Source organism: Glutamicibacter sp. MOO4 (assembly GCF_056934395.1).
In genome coordinates this window covers 1568799-1590681 of sequence record NZ_CM167800.1, presented here as the reverse complement: position 1 = coordinate 1590681, position 21883 = coordinate 1568799, and the positions used below count along the sequence as shown (strand labels likewise).

General features: G+C 55.3%; 17 protein-coding genes. 12 read left to right on the top strand and 5 right to left on the bottom strand.

Features of this window, described 5'->3' with window-relative positions; translation table 11 throughout:
- Positions 1-286 precede the first annotated feature (286 nt).
- From AC1Z3F_RS07395 to cydC, 3 genes are read left to right on the top strand one after another with little or no spacing between them, the layout of a single operon-like run.
- Positions 287-1879: a cytochrome ubiquinol oxidase subunit I gene (locus tag AC1Z3F_RS07395; RefSeq protein WP_483566881.1), complete on the top strand. Its 1593-nt coding sequence runs from the start codon at positions 287-289 to the stop codon at positions 1877-1879.
- 23 nt (positions 1880-1902) lie between these two features.
- Complete coding sequence (cydB, locus tag AC1Z3F_RS07390; protein WP_131088521.1) at positions 1903-2928, top strand: cytochrome d ubiquinol oxidase subunit II; 1026 nt, start codon at positions 1903-1905, stop codon at positions 2926-2928.
- Positions 2929-2954: 26 nt separating this feature from the next.
- A complete protein-coding gene (gene cydC, locus AC1Z3F_RS07385) occupies positions 2955-6257 on the top strand; it encodes a thiol reductant ABC exporter subunit CydC (protein ID WP_483566880.1) in 3303 nt (1100 codons plus the stop codon).
- Between the two features lie 84 nt (positions 6258-6341).
- Here the strand turns inward: cydC and AC1Z3F_RS07380 are convergent, their stop codons facing one another.
- Positions 6342-8954 (bottom strand): DNA gyrase/topoisomerase IV subunit A, encoded by a 2613-nt coding sequence (locus AC1Z3F_RS07380; RefSeq protein ID WP_483566879.1) that lies wholly within the window; start codon positions 8952-8954, stop codon positions 6342-6344.
- Positions 8955-9052: 98 nt separating this feature from the next.
- On the opposite strand from AC1Z3F_RS07380, the gene AC1Z3F_RS07375 reads away from it, so the two are divergent.
- Genes AC1Z3F_RS07375 through AC1Z3F_RS07365 form a run of 3 tightly spaced genes read left to right on the top strand, consistent with a single transcriptional unit; the run spans position 9053 to position 13538 of the window.
- Entirely contained in the window at positions 9053-11713 is a 2661-nt protein-coding gene (locus AC1Z3F_RS07375; protein WP_483566878.1) for a bifunctional acetate--CoA ligase family protein/GNAT family N-acetyltransferase, read from the top strand.
- A gap of 50 nt (positions 11714-11763) precedes the next feature.
- The gene (locus tag AC1Z3F_RS07370) at positions 11764-12351 is read left to right on the top strand and encodes a DUF5998 family protein (RefSeq protein ID WP_131088517.1); all 588 of its coding nucleotides are present in this window, start codon (positions 11764-11766) and stop codon (positions 12349-12351) included.
- A 20-nt stretch (positions 12352-12371) separates the two neighbouring features.
- Positions 12372-13538 (top strand): alkaline phosphatase family protein, encoded by a 1167-nt coding sequence (locus tag AC1Z3F_RS07365; RefSeq protein WP_483566877.1) that lies wholly within the window; start codon positions 12372-12374, stop codon positions 13536-13538.
- Between the two features lie 77 nt (positions 13539-13615).
- Here the strand turns inward: AC1Z3F_RS07365 and sepH are convergent, their stop codons facing one another.
- Positions 13616-14674, bottom strand: coding sequence for a septation protein SepH (sepH, locus tag AC1Z3F_RS07360; protein ID WP_483566876.1), 1059 nt, complete (start codon positions 14672-14674; stop codon positions 13616-13618).
- A 260-nt stretch (positions 14675-14934) separates the two neighbouring features.
- Between sepH and AC1Z3F_RS07355 the strand changes: the two genes are divergently transcribed.
- Positions 14935-15234, top strand: a complete 300-nt coding sequence (locus tag AC1Z3F_RS07355; RefSeq protein ID WP_131088514.1) for a DUF4193 family protein — start codon at positions 14935-14937, stop codon at positions 15232-15234.
- Between the two features lie 83 nt (positions 15235-15317).
- On the opposite strand, the gene AC1Z3F_RS07350 is transcribed toward AC1Z3F_RS07355, so the two are convergent.
- On the bottom strand, positions 15318-15854 hold the full coding sequence (locus AC1Z3F_RS07350; protein WP_483566875.1) for a DUF3093 domain-containing protein: 537 nt from the start codon (positions 15852-15854) through the stop codon (positions 15318-15320).
- A gap of 141 nt (positions 15855-15995) precedes the next feature.
- Between AC1Z3F_RS07350 and dut the strand changes: the two genes are divergently transcribed.
- The 4 genes from dut (at position 15996) to AC1Z3F_RS07330 (ending at position 18379) form a co-directional block, all read left to right on the top strand.
- Complete coding sequence (gene dut / locus AC1Z3F_RS07345) at positions 15996-16451, top strand: dUTP diphosphatase (RefSeq protein WP_483566874.1); 456 nt, start codon at positions 15996-15998, stop codon at positions 16449-16451.
- Between the two features lie 41 nt (positions 16452-16492).
- Positions 16493-17209: a DUF3710 domain-containing protein gene (locus tag AC1Z3F_RS07340; RefSeq protein WP_131088511.1), complete on the top strand. Its 717-nt coding sequence runs from the start codon at positions 16493-16495 to the stop codon at positions 17207-17209.
- 2 nt (positions 17210-17211) lie between these two features.
- Positions 17212-17586 (top strand): hypothetical protein, encoded by a 375-nt coding sequence (locus AC1Z3F_RS07335; protein ID WP_483566873.1) that lies wholly within the window; start codon positions 17212-17214, stop codon positions 17584-17586.
- Between the two features lie 64 nt (positions 17587-17650).
- Complete coding sequence (locus tag AC1Z3F_RS07330; protein ID WP_483566942.1) at positions 17651-18379, top strand: DUF3159 domain-containing protein; 729 nt, start codon at positions 17651-17653, stop codon at positions 18377-18379.
- Here the strand turns inward: AC1Z3F_RS07330 and AC1Z3F_RS07325 are convergent.
- Both AC1Z3F_RS07325 and AC1Z3F_RS07320 read right to left on the bottom strand, forming a co-directional pair.
- On the bottom strand, positions 18376-19041 hold the full coding sequence (locus AC1Z3F_RS07325) for a potassium channel family protein (protein ID WP_483566872.1): 666 nt from the start codon (positions 19039-19041) through the stop codon (positions 18376-18378). The genes AC1Z3F_RS07330 and AC1Z3F_RS07325 overlap by 4 nt on opposite strands.
- 14 nt (positions 19042-19055) lie before the next feature.
- Entirely contained in the window at positions 19056-19733 is a 678-nt protein-coding gene (locus AC1Z3F_RS07320; RefSeq protein WP_262197473.1) for a potassium channel family protein, read from the bottom strand.
- 144 nt (positions 19734-19877) lie between these two features.
- Between AC1Z3F_RS07320 and AC1Z3F_RS07315 the strand changes: the two genes are divergently transcribed.
- Positions 19878-21872: an APC family permease gene (locus AC1Z3F_RS07315; RefSeq protein WP_483566871.1), complete on the top strand. Its 1995-nt coding sequence runs from the start codon at positions 19878-19880 to the stop codon at positions 21870-21872.
- Positions 21873-21883: the final 11 nt, after the last annotated feature.

Here is a 21883-nt window from a genome sequence, read left to right as displayed (position 1 = left end):
CAGCTTGAAACACCAATTGTAGCGATTTTTGCGCGAGATTTCTACAACGCGTAAAAGAGTGGTGATTCGTGTTGGTGACGCAGCGGGCTACGCGCGCAGTCAGGATTTCCCGAGCTGCAAGTCGAGGGTTTGATTGGTTGATGCGGTCGTTTCTTGGATGTGCGATGGATCTCGGAATCTTGACTTCTACAAGCTGTCGAAATCGTCTATTGTGATACGTGAAGGCACTTCTACGGTTCGTAGAAAAAGTCTCCCAAGCTCCTACAAAGCGAAAATTGAGGAATCAATGGATGCATTGGAAATTGCCCGCTGGCAATTTGGCATAACCACGGTCTACCACTTTCTCATGGTGCCCTTAACGATCGGTTTAGGACTGACCGTCGCAGTATTGCAAACCATCTGGCACCGCACCGGCAATGAACACTGGCTGCGCATGACCAAATTCTGGGGCAAACTGTTCCTGATTAACTTCATCATGGGTGTGGCCACTGGTATCGTGCAAGAATTCCAGTTCGGCATGGCTTGGAGCGAATACAGCCGCTACGTCGGAGACGTTTTCGGCGCACCACTAGCTATGGAAGCGTTGCTGGCGTTCTTCGTCGAATCGACCTTCCTCGGACTATGGATCTTTGGCTGGAAGAAGCTGCCAAAGCTCGCGCACCTAGCCACCATCTGGTGCGCTTCGCTAGCGACCATGCTCTCGGCGTACTTTATTCTCGTAGCCAACTCTTGGATGCAGCACCCGGTAGGCACCAAGATCGTTGACGGACGCGCTGTCATGACCGACGCGTGGGCGGTCTTCACCAACAACACTGCCTTGATCACCTTCCCTCACACGCTCTTCGGTGCTTTTGCCGTGGCAGGCGGATTCTTACTTGGCATCTCTTGGTTCCACCTATACCGTCGCCGGAAAGAAGGAATCGATACCGTTGATTCCAACGGCTACGTCATCGTCGGCGAAGACTTGAGCAAGGGTAAGAACCGCGACAAGACCGATTACCAAGTGTGGATCAAATCGCTAAGGATCGGCGCCGGTGTTGCGGTAGTGGCCTTCTTGGGCGTGGCCCTAACCGGCCACGAGCAAGCAAAACTAATGTTCGAGCAACAACCCATGAAGATGGCCTCGGCTGAAGCTGCGTGCCACGATGGCACCGGATTCTCCGTGCTTTCACTCGGTGACATCAACGCTCATGGAGCTACCGATTGCAACGATGTTGTAGCGGTCTTCGAAGTACCTGGCCTGTTGTCCTTCCTTGCTAACGGAGACTTCACTACCGAAGTAAAAGGCGTTAATACTCTGATTCCTGAATACCAGCAGAAGTACGGTGAGTACTACCCGGATGACGAGTCCTTCGGGCAGTACGCAGGTCAAAAGATCGACTACCTTCCAGTCATGGAAGTGACCTACTGGGGCTTCCGCCTGATGATTACCTTCGGCGGTCTGTCCGCGGCCGCTGCTGCGCTGGCCCTCTGGATTACGCGCAAGGGCACGGTGCCCGAGAACAAATGGATTTCACGACTGGCTGTCTTGGGTATTGCGGCTCCTTTCGGTGCCAATGCCACTGGATGGATCTTTACCGAAATGGGACGCCAACCATTCACCGTGGCACCTAATCCGCAGATGGGTGGGGTTGACCAAGTCTTTATGTACACAGCTGCCTCGGTCTCTCCGACTGTCACTGCTGGAGAACTGCTCTTTTCACTCATCACCTTGACGTCGATTTATGCAGTCCTACTCGTTGTTGAACTGGTGCTGTTGACCAGATACATCCGGGGTGGGGTGGCCTCAGCAATGCCAGAACTCGACGCAACGGGTCACGATGATCATCCTGATTGTGACCACCACGAAAACGACGACGTTTTGGCGTTCGCTTACTAGCGGCGCACTCAAAGGAGAAAACCATGGAATGGCTACCAACACTTTGGTTCATCGTCATTGCACTACTTTGGTGCGGCTATCTATTTCTTGAAGGATTCGATCTCGGGGTGGGCATGCTCATCGGTCTGGGTCGGCCTACCGAGAAAAGAAAACGACTGCTACTCAATACCATCGGACCGGTATGGGACGGGAACGAGGTGTGGCTACTAACCGCTGGTGGCGCGACGTTTGCTGCCTTCCCACATTGGTACGCATCGCTATTCTCAGCCTTGTACATTCCACTCACTGTGGTGTTGGTGGCACTGATCTTCCGTGCCGTGGCCATTGAATACCGCGGCAAGGCGATCACCGTGCCCACACGTAAGCTCTGGGATCTAGCCTTGGGAGTCGGATCGCTGGTGGCAGCTTTCGGTGTGGGAGCCCTGTTGGCTTCAACGACCATCGGCCTACCGCTGAACGAGAACGGAGACCGGATCGGCGGGGCCTTCGCGTGGCTTACCTGGCATGCCGTCCTGGGTGGTGTGGCAGTAGTTGCCTTCTGCTGGATTCATGCGCTGGCTTTCTTGCGTCTGAAAACTGACGGCCCGGTACGCCAAGAAGCAGGCAAACTAGTTGGACGCTGGCTATCAGTGGCCGTCCTTCCATTGCTGCTCTGGACGCTTTGGGTTCTGCTAAAGAACGAATCAGCATTCGCGTGGGCAGCCCTAGCGGTCGCCCTGATAGCGGTAGTGGTTGCACTGATAGCAGGTCGAGCAGGTAGAGAAGGAATCTCCTTCCTGGCGCTGGGGATCATGTTATTAGCTGCGGTTGCTGCGATCTTCTTGGCTGCTTACCCAGTAGTTCTGCCGTCCACCATTGACTCGGCATTTGACCTGACCGTCGAGAATGCTTCAAGCACTGCGTACACATTAAAACTGATGAGCGTTGTTGCGGCGTTTGGTGTTCCTCTAGTAGTGGCATATCAAGCGTGGAGCTACTGGGTATTTCGCAAGCGGTTGCGCGAAGAACACATCCCAAAAACTCACCGCGTTACCTCGATCGTCAACTAACCATTTGCACAACCGAAAGTTGAGCTATGCCAGCCCCACGTTTTCTTCCTAGAGAACTGATCTCACCCCGGCAGTTCGCCTTGCTGACGTGCTTTTCTGTCATCAAGGCCGTGGGGCTGGTTCTTGTCGCCTATGCACTCGGGCGCTGGATTGCCACCATGGCACAAGGCGGGAACCCTGATACCAGCCTCCTATACGTGGCAGTAGCAGGTGCCGTGGTGCGAGCCTTGGCAGCGTGGGGACTGAACGTCGGGGCGCGGCGCATGGGACTGGGCGCCAAAGAACGAATGCGGATGAATCTGCTTGAATCCGAAGCAGCTCAGCCAACGATTGTTGCGGCCAAGCAGAATCCAATTCCCGTGGTCGCAACGCTTGCCAGTCACGGAATTGAAAAGCTAGACGACTACTTTACGAAATTCATTCCTGCGCTGATCGGCGCAGTAGCGGTCCCGCTGCTACTCGGCCTGTTCATTTTGAAAGTTGATTGGGTCAGCGCAGTCATTTTATTGCTGACGATTCCACTCATTCCTGTGTTCATGGCGCTGATCGGAATGCACACCCAAGATACCTTGGACCAGTCGCAAGCGGCCCTAGACCGTCTTGCAAGCCAACTGTATGAGCTGGCCCAGGGGCTTCCGGCGCTGATGGGACTAGGACGTGCCCGAGCGCACGGCAACGCCATAGCCAAGGTTGGCGCCAAATATCGCACCGCGACCATGGCGAATCTCAAGACCGTGTTTATGTCCAGCTTCTGGCTGGAGCTCATCTCGACACTTTCTGTCGCGGTGCTCGCAGTCTTTATCGGTGTCCGGCTCGTCAACGGTTCCATCGAGCTATCGGCGGGGCTGACCATCTTGATTTTGGCCCCCGAACTCTTCTCCGCTCTTCGGGAAGTTGGGTCTTCCTATCACGCGGCAGACGACGGACTAGCTGCCTACGGACGCTACGTGAAGCTCAGCAGCTCCACTCCTACCGCCGGCATCAGACAGTCCACTCCACCAAGCGGCGACAACGTGCTTGAAATCGAAAACCTGAACCTGCGCTATGAGCAGGGTGCTTACGTCTACCAAGACTTTAGTCTCACCCTGGCTGCGGGGCAGCGCCACATCGTGGCTACACCCAGCGGTACCGGAAAGACAACCCTGCTCTCCCTCGTTGCTGAGGCCTACAGCAGTGACAACACCTTTGACCCCGAGCTGGTGCAGGGCAGCATCCGGTACTCAGGTTCAATGGCGGTAATCAGTCAGCATCCACGGTTTGACGCGAGCACTGGCGCCGAACAACTAGCCCAAGACGCGCCACTTGCCAGCCCGGCCATGATCTCCGAGTTGGCCAACCGTTTGTCGCTCAAAGCCCTATTGGAGCGCAACATCTCCGAGTATTCACCGGGCGAATTACGCAGGCTAGAGGTCATGCGTGCGCTATTGCGCATCCACACCGATACTGAATGCAGGCTACTGCTGGCCGATGAACCTACGGCACATCTTGATCAGGGCAATGCGGCACAGGTCCACCAGCTTCTCGAAGAGCTTCCCGAGCGTTGCGCCGTACTTATTGCCAGCCACGACCCACTGATCGATCAGACGCTGCGCACAAACCAGGGTGCTTCAGCACTGCCTGCACGGGTGCCAGAACAGCTCGAAACCACACAGCACAGCGAGCACTTCGCAGAAGTAACGACGCGAACCTTTACTCCTCGATCTGAGCTGCTGCGCCACTACCATAGCGCACCCAAGGCCGTGCTGTGGGGAACACTCAGCGTCCTATGCGCCGTAGCGCTAGCCGCACTGAGCGGCTGGCTCATCGTTGAAGCCAGCTACCAGCCACCCATCCTGCACTTGAGCGTCGCCTTTGTTATGGTTCGAGCGCTGGGAATTGGCAGGGCAGCATTCCGCTACCTGGAACAACTGGCAATTCACGACGCGGTGCTCGGCTACGCCGGTGACCTTCGCGAAAAAATGTGGAATGCCATGATTAAAGACCCCGCACGATGGGGCTTGTTCAGCCGTTCATCGGTGGTGTTGCGCTTCCTGCTAGCTGAGGTAGACGAACTGCGGGACCAGCTGGCACGTGTCCTGTTCCCGCCGCTCTCAGCAATTGCCTTGTGGGTCCTGGCCACGATCACCCTGTTCATCATCCAACCTGAATTCGGATGGGTAGCGCTAGTTGCTGGTTTGGCGCTGGCTTTCCCTGTCCGCTGGCTAGTAAAGCGGGTGGAAGGCCAACAACTTGTTGAACAGATGAATCACCGTTTTGCCATGAACCAATCTGTGCTGAACGTCCTGCGTCATAAGTCGGCGCTGCGAATCAATCAGTCCCTTGAACCAGCGATTCAAACGCTGCATGCGGAACAACAAGCCAATACTCTTGCCGCACGTCGACACGCACTCGGGCAAGGCAGCGCATCGGTGCTCGCCGTATTGTTTAGCGTTGCGATGGCAGTTCTCGTCACCTCGCTCTCGCATAGTTCAGCTTCCCTGACCGCTCTTGCAGTTCTGTTGTGTCTTGCTCTGGGGGATAGCGCAGGCAATGCACTGCTGGCGGTGCAACAGGGGCAGTCGCTCAAACAACTCACCAAACAACTTGAACGCCACGGTCTGACCAGCAATGAGGACCACAAGGCCGCAGAGGACAATCACGCCGAATCACTAAGCGGTGACGTCGTGGGCTTTGAACTGGACGCTGTGGGCTTGGGATATGGTGCTGGCCCGGACGTTGTCTCCGGGGTGACAGCGATAATCCCACAAAGCCAGTGGACAGCCATCGTCGGTCCGTCTGGCTCAGGCAAGTCGACTCTACTGACAGCCCTACTCGGTGCGTTGCCGATTCGAAGCGGTGCATTGAACGTTGTTGATGAGTACGGTCAGCGTCAGCCTATCGATCACGCAGATTTGTCATCGGTGGCATGGTGTCCTCAAGAAGCGCACCTCTTTGACTCGTCCGTCCGTCGAAACCTGATGCTCGGCGTGCCCGAGGAGCAACAACGCACAGATGATCAGCTCATTGACGTCCTCAAACAGGTTAACCTGTACGCCTGGTACCTGAAACAACCTTCCGGACTAGATACCAGAATTGGTTCCGGCGGGCATAACCTTTCGGGCGGACAGCGTTGCAAGCTGGCTGTGGCTAGGGCAATCCTAGGCGGGCACCAAGTTGTTCTGCTCGATGAGCCCACCGCTCATTTGGGTGTTGACGAAAGCGAAGAGCTAATGCGAACACTACGTGAGTCTTTGGCGACTCGCACCGTAGTGCTCATTACTCATGATGAACAATTGGCACAACACTGCGAGCAGCAGATAGACCTTGGCACCAAAGCGTTAATGCGCTGAAACAACTGGCTGAAACAATTAAAGGTGCCTTAGTGAATCGAAGTATCGATTCACTAAGGCACCTTTAGTGCATTTGGCTCAGGGCTAGAGAATGACTCCGCCGTCGTCAAAAGGTAAAGTGTCTTCGCCTGGGGTGAAGGTTGGAGCAACTCTTGGCTGCTGCACTTCAACAGGAGAGTCCGGCTCGTCCTGTACAACTGGCGCAGGTTGTGCACCGTTGACGCTTAATGTGCCGCCGAGGATGTTGATCGACTGTGCCAGCGGTGCACCTGATCCATCACGCTTTGCATATTCGGTAGGCAATGCACGAACGATGCCCGCAGTGGAGCTAGCTCGTGCCGGTCCCTGACCCGCAAAGCCAAGCTGCAAATGATCTTCGCCCTTAACAAATCGGTGCGCACGAACGCCCGCGGTGGCACGACCCTTTGACGGGAATTCAGCAAACTCGGTCAGCTTCACGGACTGACCGGACGTCCCCGGCAAGGTTTGCGAACCGGCCGCGATGGTAGCCACAACAGTTTGCTCCGCGTTGGCCGGCACCACACCAAAGAAGATCACACGATCATTCTCGCTGAGCTTGATTCCGGCCATACCTCGGCCGGTCCGACCCTGTGGACGGACCGCGGAGGCTGAGAAGCGCAAGAGCTGGGCATCGCGAGTTAAGAAGACTAACTCGTCTTCTTCGCGTGCCACGGCAGCGGCGACAACGGCGTCGCCGTCCTTGAGTGTAATGGCCTCAAATTCATCACGGTTCAGCGGGTATTCAGGCGTAACTCGCTTGACCACGCCCTGTTGCGTTCCGATAGCAATCACTTCATTGAGCGGTACCAGCGCGATCGCCGTTTCATTCTTGGCGAGCTTGAGGAACTCAGTAACTGGCACACCCTGAGCCAACTGCGGGAAGCCATGGGATTCAGGCAGGGCTGGCACGTCGATTAGCGAAACACGAATGATTCGACCGGTGCTGGTCAGCGCTCCAATTTCACCGCGTGCGCTGGAAGGTACCTGGGATACCAACACGTCGTGCTTGATTCGCGCTGAGTTGAAGTCCACTTCGGTTCGATCGGCAGTACGTGCGATCTGTCCGGTGGCAGAAAGCAGAACCCAGCATGCACTGTCAGAGATTTCCAAAGTGAGCTTGGCCTGCTTGCCGTTACCAACGGCCTCCGGAAGCGCGGTGCCCTTCAACGGGGCCAACTGTGCAGACTTGAGCAACTTGGTACGTCGAGGCGTTCCGAAGGTTTCCGCCATGGTGCCAAGCTCTTCGGAAACGAGGGAGCGCAGTAGCTGATCCGATGCCAAAATCGCGCGTAGCTGTTCGATTTCTTCGCGCAGCTGTTCAGCTTCGGTTTCCAATTCCAACTTGGAATACTTGGTCAGCTGGCGCAGACGCAGTTCCAAAATGTGGTTGGCTTGCGGCTCGCTGAGGTCAAAGACCGTCATCAGTCGTTGACGAGCTTCATTAGTCTGTTCCGATGAACGGATGATGGCGATGACATCGTCGATATCAACAATGGCAATCAACAAACCCTCAACCAGGTGCAAACGATCTTCGCGTTTTGCCAGACGATGAGTGGTACGACGGCGGACTACGTCCAGTCGGTGATCAACGTAAACAGTGAGCAGCTCGCGCAAACCCATGGTTCGCGGCTGGCCGTTGACCAATGCCACGTTGTTGATGCCGAAGGAATCTTCCATCGGTGTGTATTTGTAGAGACTTGCCAAAACTGCGTTGGGGTTAAAACCGTTTTTCAGTTCAATAACCAACTTGAGGCCATGGTGGCGGTCAGTCAGATCAACAACGTCGGAGATGCCAGAGATCTTCTTGTTGTTCACACCATCCTTGACCTTCTCGATGACCTTTTCCGGGCCCACACCGTAAGGAAGCTCGGTGACTACCAAGGCGGACTTACGGGCGGAAAGTTTTTCTAAAGCGACGGTGGCACGAGTGCGGAACAAGCCACGACCGGTACGGTAGGCATCCTTCACGCCGTCCAGACCAACGATGCTGCCACCGGATGGCAAGTCAGGGCCTGGAATGAACTTCATCAGTTCTTCAACGGTGGCTTCGGGCTCAACTAGCAAATGCTGGGCGGCGGCAATAACCTCACCCAAATTGTGTGGGGCCATGTTGGTGGCCATACCCACGGCAATGCCGGTGGTTCCGTTGACCAAAAGGTTAGGGAAGGCAGCAGGAAGAACCTCTGGCTGCATGAACTGATTGTCGTAGTTAGGGATGAAGTTCACGACGTCTTCATCCAAGTTGGCCGTCATTGCTACAGCAGAGGCGGCCAAGCGTGCTTCGGTGTAACGAGGTGCAGCCGGACCATCATCGAGAGAACCGAAGTTTCCGTGGCCATCAATCAAAGGAAGGCGCAGCGAGAAATCCTGGGCCAGACGAACCATCGCGTCGTAAATTGCGGCATCGCCGTGCGGGTGCAATTTACCCATGACTTCGCCGACCACGCGGGCAGACTTCACGTGACCCTTTTCAGGGCGCAAACCCATCTGCGCCATCTGGAACAGGATTCGGCGTTGGACTGGTTTGAGTCCATCGCGTGCGTCGGGTAGAGCACGTGAGTAAATCACCGAGTAGGCGTACTCCAAGAAGGAGGATTCCATTTCATTGGTCACGTCGATATCGACGATGTTCTCAACGAAATCCTCGGGAATCTCTTCAGACTTCTTTCGAGCCATTACTCTATTTGTCCTTCACATACTCTCTTGCGGCCTGAGCGGTCGATACTTCGTGTTGCGTCTGGGCACAACGCGAAGGTCACGACTATCCTAAGCCTATGGTGGATCGTAAACTTTCGGCGGCATATCCGGCACATTGGGAAGCTGATGTTGTGCTTCGCGATGGGACGACAGCGCATTTGCGGCCTATCACCCCGCGTGATGCGCAGGCGTTGCAGGAGATGCATAAGCATCAGTCTGAAACCTCGGTCTACCTACGCTATTTTACGTACAAGTCGTCGCTGACCCCTAAAGAGCTAGAGCGTTTCACCAACGTGGATCACACCAACCGTGTGGCATTCACTGTGGTGCGCGGTTCAAAGATTATCGGTGTTGGAAGATATGACCGTTTAGATAATCCGCGTGAAGCTGAAGTGGCGTTTAACGTCTCTGATGAATACCAAGGCACTGGTATCGGATCAATTCTGCTTGAACACCTCGCAGCGGCAGCCCGAGAAAAGGGCATTGAAAAGTTCGCTGCTGAAGTTTTGCCTGAGAACCGCAAGATGCTCACCGTCTTCTCTGAAGCCGGCTATGCGGTAGCTCGCCATTTTGAAGATGGCGTGGTGATGCTCGAATTCTCCATTAGTCCTACCGAGAAGGCACGAGAAGTCACGGAATCCCGTGAGCACCGTGCCGAAGCCAGCAGTGTGGCCGGGCTTCTGTCACCAGATTCCATTGCGATCGTTGGTGCTAGCCGGACGTGGGGAAAGCTTGGCCATGATGTTCTGGAACGACTTATCGAATCCAAATTCGCCGGCATCGTCTACGCGGTTAATGATGCAGCTTTGGAAGTCGGGGGACTAGTCTCTTACGGCAAGGTCAGCGAAATCCCGGGACCAGTGGATGTGGCGGTGCTCTGCATTCCACGCGAACGAGTATTGGAAACGATCAAAGACTGCGCCGCCCACGGTGTAAAGGCGCTCGTGATCATGTCGGCCGGATACGAATCCGCCGAAGGTCTTGGCGCCCAACGCGAGCTAGTAGCCCTGGCGCGCGCTAACGGGATGCGGGTTGTTGGGCCGGCCTCATTGGGCCTGATCAACACCGATCCTGCCGTGAACTTATACGCCTCGGGCAGCGCCGGCTCACCACAACCTGGCAACGTCGGCTTCTTTAGCCAGTCAGCAGCCATGGGAATGATTCTGCAGGGCGTAGCCATCCAGCAAGGAATCGGTGTCAGTAGCGCGATCTCAGCAGGCCTGCGTGCCGACGTTTCTGGCAATGACGCCATGCAATTCTTTGAAGACGACACACGTACCGATGTCGTTGCCATGTATCTTGAGTCCTTTGGTAATCCCCGTAAATTTGCTCGCATTGCCCGCAGGCTGGCGCGACGTAAACCAGTCGTCGTTGCCAAGACCGATGTGATGGGGCGCAGATTGCCACCGGGCCATTCGGTGCGAGTAGGACAGGCACCGGCCGGCGCAATGAACGCGATCTTGCGCCAATCAGGGGTGATCCGCGTTCGGTCCTCCGAAGAGCTACTCGACGTGTCCTCATTACTCTCAGTTTTCCCGCCACCTCAAGGGCCGAACGTTGCCGTCCTTTCGAACTCCGTGACGATTGCCGAAGTGGTTTGCGATGTCGCAGAAACACGGAATCTGAATTCCGTGATCCATGGAGGCGAGCTCGATTACAGCGTGGGCCAATCTCGTGCCCTCCCGATGTTGCGCCGCAGAATTCAGCAGCTGATTGACGACCCTCAAGTGCACACTGTCGTGCTGGCACATTTGCCATATTCCGGATTGGAAACCTCTGCTGTTCTCAAGGTTGCTCGTGAATTCTTAGACCAACCCAAACCTGTTTTGGCTCTCGTCCCTGGCTTGGCCGATACCAAAATTACCGGTGGGCTCAAACAAGGCGTGCCGTTGTACACCTCGCCCACCACAGCGATCGGTGCGTTAGCCAAGGCCTACGGTTATCAGCAATGGATCGACGTGCCCTATGAGGCCATCGAAGAGCCGGAAGGCATCGATGTTGACGGTGCCGCCGACTTCCTCAAAGAACTGGGAAAATCCGTCTCGGGTTCCAACTTGTTAGAACTCACCGAATCTCAGGCGCAAAAGCTGCTTGGTTTCTACGGCATCGAAATTTTTGGATCTCGCGTGGTCAACACGGTTTCCGAGGCCATCAAAGCGGCCGACGAATTGGGCTGGCCGGTAGCACTGAAAGCCAATGATCCAGACTTGCGTCAGCGTCTAGATCTTGGCGGAGTACGGTTGAGCATTCCGGACCGTGCCAGCCTGGAATCCAATTTCACCCACATGAAGTTACTGATGAAAACCTACGGAGTGGATGCCCTTGAAGTTCAGAGCATGGCCCCGGCTGGTCAAGCTTGCGTGCTTAAGGCAGTGGAAGACCCATTGCTTGGGCCCGTGATTTCCTTTGGCCTCAGTGGAGATCCGGTGAATCTCTTGGATGACTGGGCTCATGGGGTAGCGCCGCTGTCCGCTCACGATCTTGAACAACTCATTAGGCGTCCGCGAAGCAGCGTTCGGTTGTTGGGATATCAGGGGCTCGCCGCAGTGGACCTCGAAGCACTGAAGGACTTTATTACTCGCGTGTCTCTCTTCAAAGACAATCACCCCGAAATCACGGTGGCAAAGTTTGCACCTATCTCGGTGTCAGCAGATTCGCTGAGCGTCTTGTCGGTGAATATTCAGATCAGCAATGCTGAGCAACGAATTGATAGCGTCCGCCGGGCGTTACGAAGCTGAGCGCAATCGCCCAACGTGAATTGACCTCGTCAACTGAGTAGAATTGAGTTATGAGTTCTCCAACATATTCGACTGCTCCTGGCGCTGAGCTTCAAGACGATCTGGTTCGTGCAGGTTTTTACCCGCAGATGGTCCAGGATGTACTTGCTGAAGCAATGATGAATCAGCCAGTGCTTGACCACTATGTTCATCTGGAAACTCATTTCGACAACACTGAAGTTCACCGACACATTACGGTCATGGTGATGAGCGAAAAAGTTCTGTTTATCTTGCATGTTGATGACCAGCAGCTCGATGATCATGGCAAAGATGTCATGGCTCAGGTTTCGGTCGAAATGATTGCACTTGCACGTATTGCATCGGTCGCAACCAGCTTTGTGTACCATCAGCCGCAGCACTATTCGGCTGCGGATCCAGTCAAGGAACTGACCTTCGGAATGTCGTGGGGTGGCACCAAACGTATCGATCTGGCTCCCGCTGATTGCGGTGACCCGCAATGCGAGGCCGACCACGGTTTGAACGGCACCTCACAACCAGAAGACTTAGTGATTCGGGTGAGCGCTGAAGCCGATGGGCAACGTGCGGTCAACAAGGCTCGCGAATTTGCTGTTCGACTACGTTTGGCTACGATCTCTTGAGCCATAATGACGAGGTAAATGTGTCTGAACTTGCGGTCCCAGCAACCAAAATTCCTGATGCACCGAAGTACGGGCAAGCCACCCTCTCAGAGATCCTGCCCTCTGCGGCTACGGCCTTGGGAGTACCGGGATTCGCCAACGCTTTGGGCTTGAAAAAGACCAAGCGCGTTGTAGTGATCATGGTGGACGGTTTGGGTTGGAACCAGCTCAAGAGCCACACAGGGCATGCACCTTTCTTGCGATCTTTATTTGCCGATGGGCAAAAATTGGGCACCGGGTTTCCCTCAACCACTGCAACTTCCCTGAGTAGCTTGGCCACCGGTGTCACTCCAGGGGAGCACGGCATGCTCGGATACGATGTGGTGGATCCGGCGCAACGTCGAGTAGTCAACCAACTAGGTGGCTGGCCGGCAGACCTGAATCCGGAAGCTTGGCAAACTCAGCCAACCGTATTCCAAAAAGTAGCCGAACACGGCGTACACGTGGCCACGGTTTCAATCCCAATGTTCGCCAAATCAGCATTGACCCGTGCCTCTCTGCGCGGTCCTGTGTTTGTCGCAGCGAACCAGCCAATGGCACGAGCCAAAGCCACCCACAACGTATTCGATTCACATCGTAGTGCGCTGGTCTACACCTACTTCAACGAGCTAGATAAGACGGGTCATAAGTTCGGTGTTGACTCCAGTCAGTGGCGAGACACCCTTGAGGAACTCGACTACGTCATCAAGTCGCTGGTGTCTCGACTGCCTGAAGAAACCACGGTGCTGATTACTGGGGACCATGGGATGGTCGACGTTCCCGAATCGCAGCGCATCGACTACAGCCAGTACCCAGAACTTGTTGAGGGAGTGGAGCTAACCAGCGGTGAACCTCGCGGGGCACAACTAACCTTTGCCGTCGAAACAGACGAGGCCGGCAGGCAACGAGTCAAAAATGCCTGGCACAAAGAATTTGGTACCAAAGCTTGGATCATGACACGCCAAGAAGCGGTGGAACGTGATTACTTTGGCCCGATCACCGATGAGCACCAGGCACGTCTGGGAGATCTGATGATCCTAGCGGCAGAGTCAATAGCCTTTTACGACGGTCGTCGGGTTGCTCCGATGGCTTTCGACATGGTGGGACAGCACGGTTCGCTCACAGCGGGGGAGCGCTTCGTTCCGCTGTTAGTGCACCGAACCAAATAAGAATTTGATAAAAAATATGCGATTGGGGTAGCACCAGAAGGTGCTACCCCAATCGCATATTGTCCCTCTACTGAGGGCTAAGAATCTGTATCCTTCTTGCGCTTGCCAAACATGATGTCGTCCCAGCTAGGAACCGACGAACGCTTGGCCTTGCGAGGTGCAGAGTCATCGTTCTGCTCGGACTGCTTGTCGTCAGCTTCAGAATCATCATGATCTGAATCGGTCACAACCATCAGCTGAGAAGTGCGAGGCGAGATACCCTGCGGGAGGTTCGGCAACGAGTCATCTTCTTCCGCATCGTACTTGCTCATGCCACGCTCAATGATGTCGTTGAAGCGTGACTCGCGCTCAGGATCCTGATCCTTGGGGCGCTGTCCACGACGAGCGTTGAGGAGAGTTACCAATTCCTCGGTCTCGTCAGCTTCAGGAGCGTTGGATGCTGGTGGCTCAGGCTCAGCCTGGCTTACCGCAGCGACCGGGCGGAAGTAGTCAGGAGCTACTTGCTCGCTCAAGGTCTGTGCCCAGCGGTTGAGGTTCTTCAAAGATTTGCGTGCTGGGGAGAACGACCAGCGGGCAACGTTTCCAGCGGCACTCTGCGCATCGGTACCGAGGGATTCAACGTTGTCGCTAGGCAACGGAGAATCAAATTCAACGGTAATGATCCACTGACCCTCAGGATCTTTCCAAGAGTTCCAGCGCGCAGAATCGCTGTCGATGTGCAACTGGTTAAAACGGTGCACAACCATCGAGCCCAAGTCTGCTGGTTCTTCACCAAAGACTTCGCGGTATTCAGCATCGGTCTGTGGACCGGACACCTCTACACGACGAGCGAGTTCAGCCATGTGCTCACGTTCAGCGAGTACAGGGCCCTCATACTTAACGATGTCCTCGACTGGGATGTCCCATTCGAGCGACAGATCATAGGCAGAAGCACCGGCGCGAACTCGCGCCTGAATTTCACGCGGCGAGTGGACAGAGGATTCCTCACGGTTCCTTGGAGCCCGCGAACGGGCTATTTCTGCCATTGCACTGCGCAGTGCATCGTCAACGGGGAGCTCGTAGCTCATCCCGTCGTCACTGCTGACCTGCAGGCTGGAACCATTTTCATGAATTCCTACCAGTCTCAGCTGACGCATTAATACCCTCCACACGCTCTATTTCCTGAGTAAAACTCTGCCACCTTGAAGCCTGAATTCCTACCACCGCCCCGGGTGTGGCGCAAGAATAGTCATCAACTTCACGTCTTATTTCGTGTTCCTTCAGCCTGTGGCATACCAAGTAGCCCGAGGGAATGGATTTTGCGTAAAAACGTTATACTTCTATGCCGGTATGAGTTTTCACCCAGTGATGCTGCCGGCATGGACGAAACACCTGCAGGAAAGAGCAAAAAACGATCATGACATTTGAATCTGCTGCACCAACGATGCTCTCAGAAGAGGACCGCGCCAAGGAAATTGCATCGCTCAAGGCCGGTAAGACTGTCGAGATGGCGAACCTCATCGATGAATCGGAAACCTCTTTGGCTGAGGACTTCGTTTTGCCTGGTGGAGAGACGGCTCAAGAAGAAGCAAGCATCGAGGTCATGGCCGAGCAAGCTGACGAGTTCACTTGTGCATCCTGCTTCATGGTTCGACATCGCACTCTGCTCGCTCGTGAAGACAACGGGCAGAAATTCTGCAGCGAGTGCGAAGGATAGATCCCCAACGCTTTTGCTAAGCGTTGAGGATCTAAGGGTGCTACGTAGAACTACGGGTCAGTGCTTCCTATAGGTCAGAAGGACTACTGGTCTTCGTTGACCCCGTGAGCCTTTTCCAGTTTCTCGGCTTCGAGCTTTCCTTCTTCGGTGAATTCGTACATAACGCCGGAGAGTGCCGCGGCCAATTCTTCGGGGCGGCGAGTAGAGATCAGCCAGTACGGGGTGGTGTCACGTTCGTCGGTGACTTCCATCTTCACAACGCCGTCGAGCCAGCCTCGAAGCACCATATAGGCCAGCCCATGAAGCTTCTGTCCACGCTGCTTAAACGCATCGTTGCCGCGGTAGCCGGTGACTTCACCGATGAACTCTCGTTCAATGCTGGCTCGACCAGCCGAGACGGTGCTTTCGGTAACTTCGATTGCCGGTACGCGCACGAGGAAAATCACTACCAGGGCGATTAGGAAAGCAGCTCCAACGCTCCACCCAAGAATGACGTTGATTGGCGCCACCGCAACACCGGCAGTTATGGCAATAATGATTGGCCAAATCCAGGTGCTGGCTGAAGGCCAGAGTTTTTCGGTGTACAGAACGCGCGAAGCCTCAGGGCTGGTATTACTCATGATTCCAAGTTTAGGCAATATTTCTTTGAACGAGGACAGCGCCGGTGTGGACAGCTCATTCTAAGATCTGCGCGATAGAGTTAAGCCAAAGAAACAAGCGAACCACCAAGTCACAAAACACCCCGGGGGACTACCAAACCGATGAGTGAGCCAACAATCTCGATTGCCATCAATATGCTCGATAGTGAACTGCCCGTTCCGAGCTACTCGCATCCTTCAGATGCAGGCGCTGACTTGCACGCCCGCGAAGGTGCAGTGCTTGAACCGGGTGAACGTGCCTTGGTGCGAACCGGTATCGCTCTGGCAATTCCTCACGGTTACGTCGGACTCGTGCACCCGCGAAGCGGCCTCGCTACCAAGCACGGAATCACAGTGGTCAATGCACCGGGTACTGTTGATGCTGGCTACCGTGGTGAGATCATGGTCACTCTGCTAAATACAGATAAGGCTGAATCCTTCACTATCAACCGAGGCGATCGCATCGCCCAGCTGGTTATTCAGAAAGTTGAGCAGGCGGCCTTCACGCCTGTCGATTCACTGGAGGAGACCGCACGAGGAGCCGGCGGCTTTGGATCTACTGGCGGATTCAACGCCTAACAAAGACCAGCGGACAGTAAGCCCAGATTTTTAAGGACACCATGATTTTCAAGCGTAAAAAATCCAAAGAGCAGGAACCGGCCGTCGAATCCAACGACGTCGCTACTGAAACTTCTGAAACCACTGAATCCTCTGAGCCTAATGAGCCTAAGGCCGGCCCATTCGACATTAATGATGTTGAGAACACGGACGAGTATTTAGACTTCGGGTCGATTCTTATCAAGCCGGTGAGCGGTTTGAAGGTGCGCATGGACGTTGAAGAGTCCAACCAGCGTGTGATCGCAGTGTCGCTGGAAGTTGCTGAGTCGCGCGTCCAGCTGATGGCTTTCTCTTCCTCCAAGTCGCAGTCGCTGTGGCCTGGCATCAAAGACAAAATCAAGAGTGACATCACCGCCCAAAATGGTGAGATCTTTAAGCGCGACGGTGCCTACGGTGAAGAACTGCTGGCGCGCGTTCCACAGCAACTACCCGATGGCCGTGACGGTCATGTAGCGCTACGTTTTGTCGGCATCGACGGACCTCGCTGGTTCCTGCGTGCAGTCATCGGTGGCAGCGCAATTTCTGATGAAGAAGCAGCCCAAACCGTCGAAAACGTCCTGCGCGATGTCATCGTGAACCGTGGCGACAAGCCACTGCCTCCGGCCGAATTGTTGCCACTGAACGTGCCAGCGAATGCGCAGACCCGCCCGGTAGGCGAGGAAGCAGAACCAGAGCTAAAGCGTCCCGAACGCGGCCCTGAGATCACCCAGATTGGCTAGAGATGGCGCTCAACGGTAAGCCCGTTACCCCGCAACTGGGGCCAGCGGATCCGACACTGCACTACTTGTGCTTGGATAACCTGGCCCAGTTGCCGGTCAAGGGCAGAGTGAAGCACACCGGTTACGTTCAATCGGTGAGCTACTCGCCTTCAAATCAGGCACCGTTGCTCAAGGCCGTGGTGGTGGACAAGCTAGGCAGCGTTGCTGCCCGTCGAGGCACCGTCGCGCACGTGAGACTGGTGTTTATGGGACAAAAATCTGTTCCTGGCATCAAGCCTGGGGTGAAGGTGCAGTATTCGGGAATGGTCGCGCCCGTAGAGCAAGTCCCGACGATTTTTAATCCGCGCTACATCATCGTTCCTGTCGCCCGAGGGTAACCGGAGCAAGTTTCCGCCGACGCGGGGCAGTGTCAGTGCCGTTGAACCAATGGAAGTGAGCAGGATGCACAACGAGGATTCAGAGCCGCAGGAGCAACCTGCGCCTGCGCCAAACCAGCAACAAAGTTTTGCCGCGATGATCGGCGCAAATTCGAAAATTGCTCAGAACGCAGATGGCGGAATCGACCTGCTGTCCACCGTGGGTGGTGTGCGTGGCATCTTAGAAACCGTCGTGCCAGGTTTTGTATTCATCATGGTTTTTGCGCTGAGCTCCAACTTGACCTGGGCTCTGATCTCTTCGATTGGCCTTGGCGTGATCTTCATGGTCATCCGCATGACCAAACGCTCTAGCCTGGTCCAGTCGGTGTCCGGCCTGATCGGAATCTTGATTTGTGCCTTTGCCGCTCGCCATTCCGGTAATGCCAAGGACTACTACATTCCCGGCTTCTACACCTCTGGCGCCTACCTGCTGGGCCTCATCATTTCCGTGGTCATCCGTTGGCCACTGATCGGATTGTTGTTCGGCTTCATTCGCAATGAAGGCGTCGAATGGCGCAAGAAGGCCGATCGCCTGCGTCGCTACCAGATTGCCACGTGGATCGTGATTGCGGTGTTTGCCGCACGCCTAGCGGTGCAGCTACCGATGTACTACACCGACCACGTTGTGGCCTTGGGGCTAGCCCGTGCACTAATGGGTGTACCCCTGTATGCAGCCGGTCTGTGGTTCGCCTGGTTACTTTCCAAACCAGCCGAGACCACAAACGTTGCCGCCCAAGATCCGACCGTAGGTTAGCGGGTCGCGTCGCGCAAGGTGCGGCGCAGTAGAGGTTCTGCTTGTGGGGTGGTGATGAAGAAGATTTCATCGCCACCCTCAACTACATCGTCGGCACTTGGTGGGAACGGCGTCTTATCACGTACTACAGCCATCAAGGTGGTGTCCTGCGGCCAACTAACGCGACCGATAGCGCGGCCAATGAGCGCAGAATCATGCGGAACCGTGAACTCGACCATGTAGACCTCACCGGTCTTCAAAGTCAGCAGACGCACCAAGTCACCAACTTCCACCGCTTCCTCGACCAGAGCAGTCATCAATCGCGGAGTGCTCACCGCGACGTCAACGCCCCATGCGTCATCAAACATCCACTCATTTTTAGGATTATTGACGCGTCCGACGGTACGACGAATTCCGAACTCACTCTTAGCCAGCAGTGAGACCACTAGGTTGACCTTGTCATCACCACTGGCAGAGACTACAACGTCATAGTCCTCAAGATGAGCTTGTTGCAACACGGCAAGCTCGCAAGCATCGCCAATTAACCACTTGACGCCTTCAAGATCTTCGCGCTGTGCCATCTCTGGCTGGATGTCGATCAGCAAAACTTCGTGACCGTTGATCACAAGCTCTCGGGCGATAGAGGAACCGACTGAGCCGGCTCCGGCAATCATGACCTTCATGGAGTGCCTCTCAATTAGTCGTTGGACAGGGGAGCAGGTGGGCTTGCAAGAATCTTTTCGACGTCCTTGCTCTGATCCAGACGCATCATCACGTGGACCAAATCGCCACCCTGCAATCGCGTGCGGTTTTGCGGGATCGTTCCCTCGCCAAAGCGAGTCAGATAGGCGACACGAACCCCAGAAGCTGCTTCTAAGTCCTTAACGAGTCGTCCGTACCAACCTCGATTCAGCGCCACTTCTGAGAGTACTAATCGGCCCGAAGGCTCGCGGTAGTCACCACGCATCGAGTAGTCCGGCAGGATGCGTCGTAATACCTGGTCGGTACTCCAACGCACAGCGGCCACCGTAGGGATACCCAAACGCTGATAGATTTCGGCGCGTCCTGGGTCATAAATGCGAGCGACTACATGTGGCACGTTGTAGGTTTCGCGGGCTACACGGGTAGCAAGAATGTTGGAATTATCACCGCTAGATACAGCGGCAAAAGCATACGCGCCATCAATTTTTGCTGCTTGTAATGTGTCGCGGTCAAAACCGCGTCCGGTGACAGTAAAACCAGAGAAGTCTGTACTCAATCGGCGGAAGGCATGAGCATCCTGATCAATGATGGCTACTGAATGCCCCGCTGAATCCAGTGTATGGGCCAACGAAACGCCGACGCGTCCGCACCCCATGATCACAAAATGTGCCACCGAGAACTCCTTGGATTGCTGCTTGTGGTGATTGACCGGCGCACCGCCTAAGTGTGCTCCGAATGCAACAATAGCGCTGTTCGGGTCAAGATTATTGGCGGTGAACCTCCCGTGTGGTTTGCACACCTGCGATAACGTTATCTCGTGCCTGCATTATTTGATGGTCTCAAGAGGATTCTTGTGGGTCGGCCTTTCAGCACTGAACAGCTGAAAAAGAAGCCGCTCCCACCAAACGTAGCGTTGCCGATTTTCTCCTCCAGCGCCCTGTCCTCTCTGGCGTACGCGCCAGATGAAATCCTGCTGACGCTGGCTATGGCCGGTGTCGCGGCAGCGATGCTGTCCCCAGCAGTGGGATTGGCAGTCCTCGCCGTTCTGGTGGTGCTGGTGCTCTCGTACCGGCAATCGGTTGTTGAGTACCCCTCCGGTGGTGGCGACTATGAAATCGTCAAGAAGAACTTGGGTGCGCGTCCCGGTACAGCGGTGGCAGCGGCGCTGTTGGTGGACTTTGTCTTGACCGTTGCGGTGTCTAGCTCCTCGGCTGCTGCTTACCTGAGCGCCATTTTCCCGGTACTAGGTGAACACAAAGCCTGGGTTGCTGCCGCGCTGGTGGCACTGTTGGTAGTTGGCAATTTGCGTGGCACCGGGCAAGGAAAATGGACCCTAGCAATTCCGGTGTACCTCTTTGTTGCGGGAATGCTGGCCCTTGTCGCCATCGGCGGCGTGATGGCATTGACCGGAAACCTTGGCCACGCGCCAAGTGCTGAGTTCACTATTGTCCCCGAAGCACAGTTCGCCAATGGCCTGCACGGCGTGGTTGGAGCATTGCTGATCTTGCGTGCCTTCAGCACTGGATCTGCCGCACTAACGGGTATTGAAGTCCCCATCTCCAACGTTCAAACTTTGGCTAAGCCGCGAGCAAAAAACGCCGGAAGAATCTTGTTGGTTCTTGGCCTGCTCTCAGGCGTATTAACCTTGGGAACATTGATGCTGGCGCGTGCCACCGGGATTAAGGTTGTCGCCGATCCTCAGGCGTCGTTCTTGCTTGATGGTCAGCCAATTTCGCCGAACTTCGTGCAGGTGCCGGTATTGGGACAGCTGGCCCAGGCGGTCTTTGGTGACTACACTTTGGGTCTGATCGTAGTGTCCGTGTTGACCATCGCCGTCTTGCTTTTGGCTGGTAATCAGGCCTTCAACTCTTTCCCATTGCTGGCCAGCCATTTGGCCACCGACGGGTTCTTGCCTCGACAGCTGCGAACACGTGGCGATCGTCTTGGCTTCTCCAACGGCATCCTTTCCTTGGGTGTTGCCGCAATTATCTTGGTGCTGCTCTTCCACGGTGATGTCACTTCGATGGTGCAGCTCTACGTCGTGGGCGTCTTTGTTTCCTTCACGCTGAGTCAGCTGGGCATGCTGACCCACTGGAAGCGCGTCCTTGTCCCCATCTCGGACCGTAAAATTCGAGCTGTTAAGCAACGCAAACGCCTGCTGAACCTGGTTGGTTTGGTCCTGTCAGCGTTGGTTCTTGTTGTTGTGCTGGCCACCAGATTTGTTCATGGTGCATGGCTGGCACTGCTGGGCATCCTCGTATTGATGTTCATCATGCATGGCTTGCAGCGCCACTATCAAAAGGTTGATGACGAACTCGAGGTCGACGAAGACTACGCCGTCACCGCACTGCCATCGCGTGTTCACGCGTTGGTTCTGGTCTCTACCGTGCGCAAACCGGTGCTTCGCGCTCTGGCCTTCGCGCGGGCTTCGCGGCCCTCAAAGTTGGAAGCGATCATCGTTGACGTGGAACGGGAAAAAACCGAGACCACCCTCGAAGACTGGGACCGACTGGGGATCCCCGTTCCGATTACGGCCTTGGCTTCCCCCTACCGCGATATTCCTGGAGCGCTGATCGAACATATTCGTTCCATCAAGCGCGAGTCCCCGCGAGAACTCATCGTTGTCTACATTCCCGAGTATGTGGTGGGCCAATGGTGGGAACAGCTGGTACACAACCAAACTGCGCTCCGCGTAAAGAACCGCCTGCACTATGAACCGGGCGTTGTGATCGCTTCGGTGCCGTGGCGTCTGCGCAGTGCCTCAAACAACCTAGGCGGCGGAGCGACCGAAGAGTCTTCCGCACACCGCTAAAAATGCTTCCT

Excerpts from the sequence above, each read along its gene's own strand:
- AC1Z3F_RS07395 (WP_483566881.1), top strand. The coding sequence starts at position 287 with ATGGATGCATTGGAAATTGCCCGCTGGCAATTTGGCATAACCACGGTC.
- cydB (WP_131088521.1), top strand. The coding sequence starts at position 1,903 with ATGGAATGGCTACCAACACTTTGGTTCATCGTCATTGCACTACTTTGG.
- sepH (WP_483566876.1), bottom strand. The coding sequence starts at position 14,674 with ATGCGTCAGCTGAGACTGGTAGGAATTCATGAAAATGGTTCCAGCCTG.
- AC1Z3F_RS07330 (WP_483566942.1), top strand. The coding sequence starts at position 17,651 with ATGCACAACGAGGATTCAGAGCCGCAGGAGCAACCTGCGCCTGCGCCA.
- AC1Z3F_RS07380 (WP_483566879.1), bottom strand. The coding sequence starts at position 8,954 with ATGGCTCGAAAGAAGTCTGAAGAGATTCCCGAGGATTTCGTTGAGAAC.
- AC1Z3F_RS07325 (WP_483566872.1), bottom strand. The coding sequence starts at position 19,041 with ATGAAGGTCATGATTGCCGGAGCCGGCTCAGTCGGTTCCTCTATCGCC.
- AC1Z3F_RS07355 (WP_131088514.1), top strand. The coding sequence starts at position 14,935 with ATGACATTTGAATCTGCTGCACCAACGATGCTCTCAGAAGAGGACCGC.
- AC1Z3F_RS07335 (WP_483566873.1), top strand. The coding sequence starts at position 17,212 with ATGGCGCTCAACGGTAAGCCCGTTACCCCGCAACTGGGGCCAGCGGAT.
- dut (WP_483566874.1), top strand. The coding sequence starts at position 15,996 with ATGAGTGAGCCAACAATCTCGATTGCCATCAATATGCTCGATAGTGAA.
- AC1Z3F_RS07370 (WP_131088517.1), top strand. The coding sequence starts at position 11,764 with ATGAGTTCTCCAACATATTCGACTGCTCCTGGCGCTGAGCTTCAAGAC.
- AC1Z3F_RS07340 (WP_131088511.1), top strand. The coding sequence starts at position 16,493 with ATGATTTTCAAGCGTAAAAAATCCAAAGAGCAGGAACCGGCCGTCGAA.
- AC1Z3F_RS07350 (WP_483566875.1), bottom strand. The coding sequence starts at position 15,854 with ATGAGTAATACCAGCCCTGAGGCTTCGCGCGTTCTGTACACCGAAAAA.
- cydC (WP_483566880.1), top strand. The coding sequence starts at position 2,955 with ATGCCAGCCCCACGTTTTCTTCCTAGAGAACTGATCTCACCCCGGCAG.
- AC1Z3F_RS07375 (WP_483566878.1), top strand. The coding sequence starts at position 9,053 with ATGGTGGATCGTAAACTTTCGGCGGCATATCCGGCACATTGGGAAGCT.